Below are 11,232 nucleotides of genomic sequence, written 5' to 3' on the forward strand. Positions count from 1 at the left end.
CTGTCCACCCCCCTGGGAACCCGGTGCGCCGAAACCCCATCCGGACCGGTAGCGCCCCTCGCCCGATCCGCCGTTGTCTCCGGTGCCGCCACCGTTGCCTGCGCTGCCGTTGTCCGCCATCGGACTCTCCGTTCATCATGATTACTGCCTGTGACGATCTTGTACCGACCATACTGGCCCGGCATACTGCGACAGCTCTACAGACAACCTTGGAGTTGTCCGTGAGCCGGTCAGGTGTTCCTCACCAGACCCGCCAACTGCTTCTCCCTCACCCCGCAACCCGGTCCCCCACCACCGGCGACCTTCCCCACCCGCTCCCCACACCCATCCCCCTGCGCCGGGGAAAGGTCCGACAACGGCTCAGCCGGTCAGGGGGTGTTCTCCCGCAGTGCGTAGCCCACGCCGCGCACGGTGTGGATGAGCCGGTCCTCGCCCTCGGCCTCCGTCTTGCGACGGAGATAACCGATGTACACCTCCAGAGCGTTGCCCGAGGTCGGGAAATCGTAGCCCCAGACCTCCTCGAGGATGGTGTTGCGGGAGAGCACCTTGCGTGCGTTGCGCAGCAGCAGCTCCAGCAGAGCGAACTCGGTGCGGGTGAGACTGATCCGGCGTTCACCCCGGGAAACCTCACGGGTCTCGGGATTGAGGGTCAGATCGAGGAAGGACAGTGGCTTCGAGTCCTTCGCAGCCGCCGCCGCGGTCCGCCGGGACCGGCGGTAGAGCGAACGGACACGCGCCAGGAGCTCCTCAAGGGCGAAGGGCTTGGCCAGGTAGTCGTCAGCCCCCGCGTCCAGCCCGGCGACGCGGTCGGCGACCTCGGTCTTCTGGGACAGCATCAGCACGAGAACCTCACTACCGCTGCCACGCAACGACCGAAGGATCTCCAGGCCGTCGACCTTCGGGAGAACGCCGTCCATGATGACGAGGTCCGGGTTCTCCCTGCGGATCAGCGTCTGCGCCTCGTCCCCGTCTGCCGCCTGCACGACATCATATCCGTTGAACGTGAGCGATTGACGGAGCGTGTCACGCACGGACCGGTCATCATCGACTACAAGAATCTTCATACGGACCATTGTGCACCATGTGCTACTCGGCGGCCTCCCCCGCCGACGCCTTCTCAGGGAACAGACAGGAAGAAGTCCACTCCAGCACCCGGGAGGCCCCGGACACGGAAAAACCGCCCCCCGCAGACACGGGAGACGGCATGACCGGCGTACTGCTAGTCGAGCTCGACCAGGCCCAGCTGAGCTGCCTTGACCAGGCGGCGCGGGATCTGGACCTCACGACCCTGGACCTTGACGGTCTGCAGGGCGGTGTTGTCGGACTTCCACTGCGAACGACGCGAGTGGGTGTTCGCACGGGACATGCGGCGCTTCGGAACTGCCATTGTTCTCTACCCTCCTCTACGCGTTCTTCTTGGACGGACGGACGCGGGAACCGAACCGGCGCTGGAACTTCTCGACGCGGCCGGCGGTGTCCATGACACGCTGGGCACCGGTCCAGAACGGGTGGGACTCACTGGTGACGTCAACGACGATCAGCGGGTACTCGTTTCCGTCCTCCCACTCGACCGTGCGGTCGGAGGAGACGGTGGAACGCGTCAGGAACTGGTGGCCAGTGCTGGCGTCCTTGAAGACCACCGGGTGGTAGTCGGGGTGGATATCGCTCTTCATTCTCAATCCCTCAGGGTTGGGCACCAGGTCGGTCCCGCAGATGCGACGGTCGTCCGCGCGCACCGTAGGTCGTGCCTGGGTCGGGTTTGGAGTGTGGGCACACCGCGACCGAACGCGGCAGTGACACAGCGATCCACCATAACCCGAGACCCCCGGTTACGGAAAATCCGGCCCGTTCCCGCCGGCACGGGCCGTGAACGAAGGGATGCACGAGGGGAGGCACAGGGAACCGCGACGGTGGTGATTAGGTCCGGCGGCTCTGATGGGGTAGAGTTTCGCCTCGCTGTTGTCTAAGTAAACGTCATCGCCCGATCGACCATGTCCACACAGCGCCCCGGCACGCCTGCTTCCCGTCTAGTTGCGGGCACGTTTCACTGTCGGCGCGGCGCCCGGACCGGACGAGCGGGCGGAAGGAGAAAATACCCATGTCGGCATTTTGCCAGGTCACGGGTCGGAAGCCGGGGTTCGGCAAGTCCGTCTCGCACTCGCACCGCCGCACGAACCGTCGCTGGAACCCGAACATCCAGCGTCATTCGTTCTACCTGCCCTCTGAGGGACGGACGATCACCCTGAACGTCTCCACCAAGGGCCTCAAGACCATCGACAGGGACGGCATCGAGTCTGTCGTCGCCAAGATCCGCGCTCGTGGGGAGAAGATCTAATGGCACGTAACGATATCCGCCCCATCATCAAGCTGAAGTCCACCGCGGGCACCGGTTACACCTACGTGACCCGCAAGAACAAGCGGAACAACCCCGACCGGATCACCCTCAAGAAGTTCGATCCGATTGCTCGCAAGCACGTCGAGTTCCGCGAGGAGCGTTAACACATGGCGAAGAAGTCCAAGATCGCGAAGAACGAGCAGCGCAAGGAGACCGTCGCTCGCTTCGCTGAGCGTCGTAACGAGCTCAAGGCGATCATCAAGAACCCGAACTCCTCCGACCAGGAGCGCACGGACGCGCAGTTCGAGCTGAACCGCCAGCCGCGTGACGCTTCCCCGGTCCGCGTCCGTAACCGTGACGCCGCCGACGGCCGTCCCCGCGGGTACCTCCGCAAGTTCGGCCTGTCCCGCGTCCGCGTCCGTGAAATGGCTCACCGCGGTGAGCTGCCGGGCGTCCGTAAGTCCAGCTGGTAAAGGGGAGCTCACACAATGAAGCGCACCAATCACAAGAAGGCGCGGATCGAGCAGTCCCGCCGCCCGAAGAAGAACCCGCTCAAGGCAGAGGGTATCGAGACCGTCGACTACAAGGACTACGCTCTGCTGCGTAAGTTCATCTCCGACCGCGGTAAGATCCGTGGCCGCCGCGTCACCGGCCTCACCCCGCAGCAGCAGCGTCAGGTCGCCACCGCGGTCAAGAACGCCCGTGAGATGGCTCTCCTGCCGTTCCACAGCCGCTGACATCCGCTGACTTCAGCAGCACAGTCCGGCTGACACGGACTGCAGCTCTCCCTACAGAGCGTTTACACAGACACCTGAACCCCGCCCCGGTTGTCCCCGGAGCGGGGTTCAGTCGTACGTCAGGTACCGTGGTAGCGTACTCTTCTCCTGTTTTCCAACGAAAGCGACCTCCATGTCCACGCCCTCCGGCACCCCCGAGAATCCGTTCAGTGACGACCACGGTCAGCGGGACGCCGACCAGCACAGCGGTGCAGGTCCCCTGCCCTCCTACGACGCCTACACGAACTCCGGGACTACCGGTGATGGTACGGACGCCTACACGGGGGCACCGCTCACCGGAGCAGGAACCGATCAGCCGTACCCCGGAGCCGGCAGACGACTCGGCGCACTGGTCATCGACAACATCATCATCAGCATCATCGGCTTCGTCCTCGTCACGGTCATCGCCGGCAGCGACTTCACCGACTACGCCGACAAGTTCCAGACCTGGCATGACGCCGGCGAACCCGGCGACGCCCCGGTGCTGGATCTGGGGAACTTCGTCATCGCGCTGCTTCTCACCCTGATCATCTGGTTCGTCTACCGACTGTCCATGGAGGTCCGTCGCGGACAGACCCTCGGCAAAATGGCACTGAAGATCAAGGTGGTCGACGCCGACGGAAAGCTGCTGACCGCAGGGGCCTCCTTCAAGCGCAACTCCTGGTACATCGCCGTCTTCCTGCTGTCCATGTTCGTCGGCTTCATCGGCTCGATCGTCGTGCTGATCCTCATGGCCGTCCTCGGTGTCATGATCACCCGGAGCCCCTTCGGCCAGCACACCTTCGACCAGTGGGCCAAGGCCTACGTGGTCAACACCAATTGAGGAGACCGGTCCCGTGAGTAACCCTTACCACTCCCCCGATGAGTGGAACCCCTACCCACCGGGAGACCATTCCCGGGGCACCTACCCGTTTCCCGGCTACCCGGTGATCTCCCCCTACCCCGGGGCCGGAGTCCGCCTGGGGGCGCTCATCATCGACCATCTCGTTGTCGGCGTCATCATGTCTGTCATCGCCGTCACCGTACTCTGGGACGACATCAGCTCGTGGATCAATGAGGTGGAGCGGTGGGACGGCTACGGTGACGCCCCCTACCCCGACATGGGCGGTTTCTACCTCGTCGGAGTCATCAGCGTGGTCGTCTGGTTCGCCTACCGGGTCGGCATGGAGGTGACCCGGGGTCAGACGCTCGGGAAAATGGCGCTGAAGATCCGGGTCGTCGACGTCGACGGTGCACTCCCGACATTCGGGGCGTCCTTCCTCCGGAACAGCTGGTACCTCATCAGCTCCGTACTGAGCTTCATTCCGTTCCTGGGCTGGATCGCGAACCTCGGTATCCCGGTCGCCATGGCGGTCACCATCTCCAACCACCCGTACAAGCAGTCCTTCACCGACCGTTGGGCGAAGACCTACGTGGTCAGCACCCGCCCCGTGTTCTGAGTTTCCGCGTTCCGGATCCCCACCTTCTGAGCCCGGCCTGAGACGGTGCCCACCGCCCGTGGTCTAATGGTGCAATGCTCGGTGTGCTCAGCGGCTTCCTCGTGGTGGTCATCATCATCGCCCTCGGATTCCTCGTCGGACGCCGGGACCTGCTCGGACCGCGGTCCGTCTACACCCTGAACATGTTCGTGTTCTGGATCGCGACCCCCGCACTGCTGGTCAACTTCCTCTCCCGGGCGGACCTCGGCGACGTTTTCGGAGCACACCTCGCGGTCGTGGTCACGAGCTCCCTCCTCGCCGGACTGTTCGGATACCTCGGATTCCGGTACCTCGCCCGACGCGACGTCCCTGACAGTCTCGTCACGCTGCTGGCCTGCTCGTACTGCAACGGCTCGAACCTGGGCGTGCCCCTGGTCACGCATGTACTCGGTGACCCCACCGCGTCTCTTCCCGTCATCATCTTCCAGACCGCGGTCTACGGTCCGGCGGTGGTCCTGCTGCTCGACGTCTCCACCCGCCGCCGCTCCGGGGAGGTGGACGGCGGCGGCACCGCCGCGGGGCGGGGCCCCGGCCCACTCGTCCGAGAACTGCTGCTCGGCATCATCCGCAACCCGTTGATCATCGCCGCCGTCGCCGGAGTGATCCTGGCGGCACTGCGTTCCACCACCGGATGGACACTGCCCGAACTCATCGCCGAACCTGTCGCCACCGTCGCCGGGGCGGCCGTCCCGGTCGCCCTGATCGCCTTCGGGATGTCGATGGCTCAGGTGCGCGTCCTCGGCCCGGACAGTCCGAAACGCAGCGTGTGGGCTGCGGCGCTGGTGAAGACCGTGGTCCACCCGCTCATCGCCTACGCCCTGGCCCGACTGCTCTTCAATGCCTCCGGGACAGCACTGCTCGCATTCGTGGTGGTCGCCGCCCTCCCTACCGCGCAGAACGTCTTCACTTACTCACAACGTTTCGGGACGAACACGGTGCTCGCCCGGGACGCCGGTGTGGTGAGCACCCTGCTGTCGATTCCGTCGATCGCGGTGATCGCGGTGCTGCTGGGGTGAAGGAGGGCCACGGACCGTACGCTCAGCCGTCAACCGCCGCAGTGGCATGCGCGGCGGCACCTGCGACAGCCTCCGCCACCGCCGTGACCCGGGCGGGTGGCAACGGGGCCACGAGGGACGCGGCGACGATGTCCGGCAGATCACTCTGGACCACCGTCCGCCGATGTGAGAAAGTGTCGAACCCGGCCTGCCCGTGGTATGCCCCGGAACCACTCATGCCGATCCCGCCGAACGGTGCAGCATCGTTGAGGTAGGCCAGGGCGGTGTCATTGCGGGACACACCACCGGAGGTGGTGACGGTGAGGAACCGCCGGAAGTCCGCCGTGTCTCCGCCGTACCAGTAGCTCTGCAGCGGATGCTCGTTCGCGTTCACCCGGGCGATCGCCTCATCGACATCGTCGTAGGTGTGCAGCACGAGCACCGGGCCGAAAATCTCCTCGCCGTTGATCAGCGCATCCCCGGGCACCCCGGTCAGCAGCGTCGGTGCGAGGCGGCGGCGTCCGGCCGCATCGGCGAGCCGGTCCCGCTCACTGTCAGGGACTATGACGCAGGCCGTCGCGCCGCGGGCGACCGCGTCGTCAATGAGCCCGGTGACCCGCTCCATGTTCCGGTCGTTGACGATGGAGACGACATCGGGATTGTCGACGAAGGTGGGGAAATGGTCGGCCACCGCCGCCGTGTACGCGTCGATGAACTCATCCCGGCGATCGGCGGGCACGAAGGCGTAGTCCGGGCACAGACACACCTGACCATTGTTGATCATCCGGCCCGCCGCGATGCGGCGTGCGGCGTCCGCGACATCGGCGTCCGGGGCGACGACAGCAGGGTTCTTGCCTCCCAGCTCCAGCGTCACGGGGACGAGATTGGCGCCCGCCGCTGCGGCGACGAGACGCCCCACCTTGGGCGATCCGGTGAAGAACAGATGGTCGAAGCGCAGATCACCGAAGTCGGCGGCGGTTCGGCTGCCTCCGGTGACGACGACCATCTCCTCCGGCGAGAACCGGGACGCCACCGCGCGGGCGAACACCTCCCCGGTGCGCGGCGTGAAGTCGCTGAACTTCACCATCACACGGTTTCCGGCGGCGAACGCCTCCGCGGCGGGGACCACGACGAGCAGCACCGGGAAGTTCCACGGACCGATCACCCCGACCACTCCCTTGGGCCGGTGCTGGATGAACGCGGGGAGGGCTCCGTCGAGACCGGCCGGCAGCTCCGTCGGCCGCATCTGCTCCTCGATCTGCTCACGGGTGACGGCGATGGACGCCAGCCCGGAGAGGATGTCGAGTTCCAGTGAGGTCGTCGCCGGACGACCACCGAAATCGGCGTCCATGGCCTCAGCGAGTTCCGTCGCGTGCTCGAGCACGGCAGCGACCAACCGGTCGACCCGGTTCCGTCGGGTGTCGGCGTCCGGTACCGGATCCGCGGCCTGCGCCCGGCGCTGGGCGTCCAGGAGCCGCTGGAGTTCCGCCTTCGGAATCTCTGTGACGTTGTTGTCGGTGTTCATCGGTTCTTCCTTTTCTCCATCCGGGTACGGCAGCCGCCGTGTCCGTCAACTCTGTTCGGTGTGACTCATTTCACTGTGACGGTTCCGAACCTATCTCATCCAAAAAGAAGTCACAAGTGCTTGTTTTGTCGCAGACACTGTGCCATGGTGTGACATGACACACACTTGAAGGAGACCCCGTGCCCGCACCCGACAGCACCACCACGCCCACCCTCGCCGCACTGATCAGGGAAGGCGACATCCTCGACAACCTGGTCCACCACCTCCCGCCGGAACGCTGGTCGACCCCGACACCGGCGACCGGGTGGACAGTCGCCCACCAGATCGCGCACCTCGCCTGGACCGACGAAGCAGCCTGCGCCGCACTCTCCTCGACCCCCGACGGCGGGCCCTTCACCGCCTACCTGGACGCCGCGGCAGCCGACCCCGCCGGACTGCCCGACCGCACCGCCGCAGAGGGGGCAGCCGCCGCCCCCACGGACCTCCTGACCCGGTGGCGCAGGACCCGCTCCGCCCTCGCCGACCAGCTCCACGCCGCCCTCCGAGACTCCCCGGGACACCGTTTCCCCTGGTTCGGTCCCCCCATGGGCGCCCGGTCCATGGCCACCGCCCGGCTGATGGAGACCTGGGCCCACGGCCAGGATGTGGCCGATGCCCTCGACGTCACCCGACCGGTGTCGCACGGACTCCGGGACATAGCCCACCTCGGTGTCGCGACCGCGGGTTTCGCCTACGCCATCAACGGCGAGGAGCCACCGGAGACCGCTTTCCGTATTGAGCTCACCGGCCCCGAAGGACAGCTGTGGACCTGGGGGCCCGGTGACGGGTCGGCCGCCGGCACCCTCCGTGCTCCGGCACTCGACTTCTGTCTCCTGGTCACCCAGCGCCGCGAACCGGAGGCACTCGCACTCGAGGTGGAGGGCGACGAGATCCGACGGTGGGTCTCCATCGCCCAGGTCTTCGCCGGCCCACCGAAAAGCGTCATGCGCAACCGGTGACCCCCACACCGTACCCACGGACAGCCCCGCGCAGCTGTGGAGCGGTCAACGCCAGAGGATCAGCGCGTCGCCCTGGCCACCACCACCGCACAGGGAGACGGCGGCCTTTCCGTTACCCCGCCGCGACAGCTCGTACGCCGCAGCCACCACCAGACGCGCACCCGAGGCACCGATCGGATGCCCGAGCGAAATCCCGCCACCGTGAATGTTGGTCTGCTCCAGCGGGTAGCCGAGGTCACGCAGGGACTGGACGACGACGGCGGCGAAGGCCTCGTTGATCTCCAGGAAATCCAGGTCCGAGGCGTTCCACCCCGCCTTAACCAACGCAGCAGACACCGCCTGCGCCGGCTGGGAGTGCAGGGACGTGTCCGGACCCGCCGTCTGACCGTAGGCGCCCAGCGCCGCCAGCACCTGAAGACCATGGGCCTCGGCATACGCTCGGGTGGTCAACACCACCGCCGCCGCACCATCGGAGATCTGCGAGGAGGACGCCGCCGTGATCGTCCCGTCGGCCGCGAACGCCGGACGCAGACCCGCCAGCGACTCCTCGGTCGTCCCGGGGCGCACACCCTCGTCAGTGTCGACGATGACAGTTCCCTTGCGGGTCGTCACCTCCACCGGCGCAATCTCATCGACGAAGGTCCCCTCGGCGATCGCCGCCTCGGCCAGCTGATGCGACCGCGCGGCGACATGGTCCTGCTCCGCACGCGTGATACCGCGTTCGGTGTTCCCTTCCTCGGTCTCCACCCCCATCGCGGTACCGTGCACCGCATCGGTGAGACCGTCACGTTCCAGAGAGTCCTGCAACGCCAGGGAACCGAACTTCACCCCGGCACGGACACCCGCGGCCAGATGCGGAGCACTGCTCATCGACTCCTGACCACCGGCGACAACCACCTCGGCGTCACCCACCCGCAGCAGACGCGACGCGGAGACCACCGCGTCCAGGCCAGACAGGCAGACCTTGTTCACCGTCACGGCGGGGACAGCCACCGGCACACCGGCGGCCACCGCAGACTGCTTGGCCGGGTTCTGCCCCGCCCCGGCCTGCACGACCTGCCCCATCACCACATGGTCCACCGCGTCTGCCGCCACCCCGGCGCGTTCGAGGGCGGCACGGATGACCGTGGCACCGAGGTCCACGGCGGTCTGCGAGGCCAGGGCCCCGAGCATCCTGCCCTGGGCGGTACGCGCGGCACCGACGATGACGATATCCGACGGGGAAGGAGTGCGGTTCTGTGTGGTCATGGTGTTCGTCGTACCTTTCGTCAGGGGGCACCTCGGTGCCGACCCGGATTGTGCTGTGCAAACTCTTCTATTATGAGACATATTCGGGCGTCGCGTGGCCTGTTCGGACAGGTCGCCTCACCCTGAGCCGGTGGTCAGATTCGGACGGTCACCGCCACCCCCGTCGCGGCCTGCACCTCCTCGACGCTCACTCCCGGCGCGAGCTCGACGAGCTCGAGCCCCTCGGACGTCCGGTCGAGCACGCACAGGTCGGTGATGATCCGGTCGACCACCCCGGTCCCGGTGAGCGGCAGCGAGATGTCCGCCACGATCTTCGGAGCGCCGTCGCGGGTACGGTGTTCCATGAGCACCACAACCCGTCTGGCACCGACGACGAGGTCCATCGCCCCGCCCATGCCTTTGACCATCTTCCCGGGGACGATCCAGTTGGCGATGTCCCCACGGTCGTTGACCTCCATCCCGCCGAGGACGGCGACGTCGATTTTGCCGCCGCGGATCATGCCGAAGCTCATCGCCGAATCGAAGATGCTCGACCCCGGTAGAGCGGTGATGGTCTCCTTCCCCGCGTTGATGAGGTCAGGATCCAGCTCCCCACGGGTGGGCGACGGCCCGATGCCGAGTAGCCCGTTCTCGGACTGGAGGGTCACGTTAACCCCCTCCGGGACGTGGTTGGGGACCAGGGTCGGCAGACCGATCCCCAGGTTGACGTACTGACCGTCCTCGAGGTCCCGGGCGGCGCGTGCCGCCATCTCCTGCCTGTTCCAGCTCATCGCACGGTCTCCTTCTCCACTCGTTTGTCGGCCGCCTGTTCCTCGGTGAGTTCCACCACGTGGTGGACGTAGATGCCGGGCAGGTGGATGTCGTCCGGGCCGAGCTCGCCGACCGGCACGACTTTCTCCGCCTCGACGAGACAGAGCTCACCGCACATCCCCGCCAGCGGGTTGAAGTTACGGGCGGTGAGGTTGAACCGCAGGTTTCCGGCGGTGTCGGCGACTGCGGCCCGGATGATGGAGACGTCCGCCCGGATGGCGGTCTCCAGCACACAACGGGTCCCGTTGATCTCCCGGGTGTCCTTGGCCGGCGACTCGACCTCGATCTGCCCGTCAGCACCGTACTTCCACGGCATGCCACCGTCGGCGACCATCGTGTCCACCCCGGTGCGTGTGTAGAAGGCCTCGATGCCCGATCCGCCGGCGCGCATCCGCTCGGCGAGGGTGCCCTGCGGCGTCAACTCGACCTCCAGTTCACCGGCGAGGTACTGGCGGGCGAACTCCCTGTTCTCGCCGACATAACTCGAGATCATGCGCCGGATCTGCCGCGATTCCAGCAGCAGTCCGAGACCCACGCCGTCGAGCCCCGCGTTGTTCGACGCGACCTCGAACCCACCGACATCGCGACGGGACAGTTCATCCAGCAGCACCTGGGGGATGCCGCAGAGGCCGAACCCGCCGACCGCCAGGGTGGCCCCGTCCGGGATGAGATCTACCGCCTCAGCGGCACTGATGAGTTTCGTCATGCCTTCCCTCCGTTGTCTCCGGTGTTTCCGTCGGTGTAGAGCCCGAGAATCCCGATGGCTTTCTCCCTCATCTCGACCTTGCGGACCTTGCCGGAGATGGTCATCGGGAAACTGTCGGTGACGTGGACGTATTTCGGGATCTTGAACCGGGCCAGCTTCCCGTCGCAGTAGGCGTGGATGTCCTCGGCGGTGATGGTCCGCCCGGCCTCGACGGCGTCCGCGTCGGGGATGATCCACGCCATGAGTTGCTCGCCGTACCTTTCATCGGGGACCCCGATGACCTGGACATCGGCGATGTCCGGGTGCTCGTAGAGGAACTCCTCGACCTCGCGGGGGTAGATGTTCTCCCCGCCGCGGATGA

15 protein-coding genes and 1 pseudogene are annotated in these 11,232 nt (G+C 66.4%); 8 read left to right on the forward strand and 8 right to left on the reverse strand.

Going from position 1 to position 11,232, the window contains the following annotated elements; translation table 11 throughout:
- Window positions 1-368: 368 nt before the first annotated feature.
- The 3 genes from QZV72_RS01865 to QZV72_RS01875 form a co-directional block, all read right to left on the reverse strand.
- A complete protein-coding gene (locus QZV72_RS01865; protein ID WP_297004521.1) occupies window positions 369-1,064 on the reverse strand; it encodes a response regulator transcription factor in 696 nt (231 codons plus the stop codon).
- 155 nt (window positions 1,065-1,219) lie between these two features.
- Window positions 1,220-1,387 carry a 50S ribosomal protein L32 gene (rpmF, locus tag QZV72_RS01870; RefSeq protein ID WP_014010581.1) on the reverse strand — a complete coding sequence of 56 codons (168 nt, stop codon included), beginning with the start codon at window positions 1,385-1,387 and terminating at the stop codon, window positions 1,220-1,222.
- Between the two features lie 16 nt (window positions 1,388-1,403).
- Complete coding sequence (locus tag QZV72_RS01875; RefSeq protein ID WP_014010582.1) at window positions 1,404-1,673, reverse strand: type B 50S ribosomal protein L31; 270 nt, start codon at window positions 1,671-1,673, stop codon at window positions 1,404-1,406.
- A 425-nt stretch (window positions 1,674-2,098) separates the two neighbouring features.
- Here QZV72_RS01875 and rpmB point away from each other — a divergent pair, with 425 nt between their 5' ends.
- From rpmB to QZV72_RS01910, 7 genes are all read left to right on the forward strand, one after another.
- Complete coding sequence (gene rpmB, locus QZV72_RS01880) at window positions 2,099-2,335, forward strand: 50S ribosomal protein L28 (protein WP_297004528.1); 237 nt, start codon at window positions 2,099-2,101, stop codon at window positions 2,333-2,335.
- Window positions 2,335-2,499 carry a 50S ribosomal protein L33 gene (gene rpmG / locus QZV72_RS01885; RefSeq protein ID WP_005279910.1) on the forward strand — a complete coding sequence of 55 codons (165 nt, stop codon included), beginning with the start codon at window positions 2,335-2,337 and terminating at the stop codon, window positions 2,497-2,499. The genes rpmB and rpmG overlap by 1 nt, the downstream gene beginning before the upstream one ends.
- Window positions 2,500-2,502: 3 nt before the next feature.
- Entirely contained in the window at window positions 2,503-2,808 is a 306-nt protein-coding gene (gene rpsN / locus QZV72_RS01890) for a 30S ribosomal protein S14 (RefSeq protein ID WP_297004530.1), read from the forward strand.
- A 15-nt stretch (window positions 2,809-2,823) separates the two neighbouring features.
- Window positions 2,824-3,072 (forward strand): 30S ribosomal protein S18, encoded by a 249-nt coding sequence (gene rpsR / locus QZV72_RS01895; protein ID WP_291473189.1) that lies wholly within the window; start codon window positions 2,824-2,826, stop codon window positions 3,070-3,072.
- Window positions 3,073-3,244: 172 nt separating this feature from the next.
- The gene (locus QZV72_RS01900) at window positions 3,245-3,934 is read left to right on the forward strand and encodes an RDD family protein (protein WP_297004536.1); all 690 of its coding nucleotides are present in this window, start codon (window positions 3,245-3,247) and stop codon (window positions 3,932-3,934) included.
- A 13-nt stretch (window positions 3,935-3,947) separates the two neighbouring features.
- Window positions 3,948-4,550: an RDD family protein gene (locus QZV72_RS01905; RefSeq protein WP_297004539.1), complete on the forward strand. Its 603-nt coding sequence runs from the start codon at window positions 3,948-3,950 to the stop codon at window positions 4,548-4,550.
- Between the two features lie 74 nt (window positions 4,551-4,624).
- The gene (locus QZV72_RS01910) at window positions 4,625-5,605 is read left to right on the forward strand and encodes an AEC family transporter (protein WP_297004541.1); all 981 of its coding nucleotides are present in this window, start codon (window positions 4,625-4,627) and stop codon (window positions 5,603-5,605) included.
- Between the two features lie 22 nt (window positions 5,606-5,627).
- On the opposite strand, the gene QZV72_RS01915 is transcribed toward QZV72_RS01910, so the two are convergent.
- Window positions 5,628-7,109, reverse strand: a complete 1,482-nt coding sequence (locus QZV72_RS01915) for an aldehyde dehydrogenase family protein (protein WP_297004544.1) — start codon at window positions 7,107-7,109, stop codon at window positions 5,628-5,630.
- Between the two features lie 179 nt (window positions 7,110-7,288).
- Between QZV72_RS01915 and QZV72_RS01920 the strand changes: the two genes are divergently transcribed.
- The gene (locus tag QZV72_RS01920; RefSeq protein ID WP_297004547.1) at window positions 7,289-8,107 is read left to right on the forward strand and encodes a TIGR03084 family metal-binding protein; all 819 of its coding nucleotides are present in this window, start codon (window positions 7,289-7,291) and stop codon (window positions 8,105-8,107) included.
- Window positions 8,108-8,152: 45 nt separating this feature from the next.
- On the opposite strand, the gene QZV72_RS01925 is transcribed toward QZV72_RS01920, so the two are convergent.
- The 4 genes and pseudogenes from QZV72_RS01925 to QZV72_RS01940 all read right to left on the reverse strand — a co-directional run.
- Window positions 8,153-9,355, reverse strand: a complete 1,203-nt coding sequence (locus QZV72_RS01925; protein WP_297004550.1) for an acetyl-CoA C-acetyltransferase — start codon at window positions 9,353-9,355, stop codon at window positions 8,153-8,155.
- A gap of 134 nt (window positions 9,356-9,489) precedes the next feature.
- Window positions 9,490-10,125: a CoA transferase subunit B gene (locus QZV72_RS01930; RefSeq protein WP_297004552.1), complete on the reverse strand. Its 636-nt coding sequence runs from the start codon at window positions 10,123-10,125 to the stop codon at window positions 9,490-9,492.
- Entirely contained in the window at window positions 10,122-10,871 is a 750-nt protein-coding gene (locus QZV72_RS01935; RefSeq protein WP_297004555.1) for a CoA transferase subunit A, read from the reverse strand. Before QZV72_RS01935 ends, QZV72_RS01930 begins: the two co-directional genes overlap by 4 nt.
- Window positions 10,868-11,232: pseudogene (locus tag QZV72_RS01940) on the reverse strand (AMP-binding protein); the annotation flags it as partial. The pseudogene QZV72_RS01940 and the gene QZV72_RS01935, both read right to left, overlap by 4 nt.

This window comes from uncultured Corynebacterium sp., assembly GCF_902782855.1.
Classification (GTDB): domain Bacteria; phylum Actinomycetota; class Actinomycetes; order Mycobacteriales; family Mycobacteriaceae; genus Corynebacterium.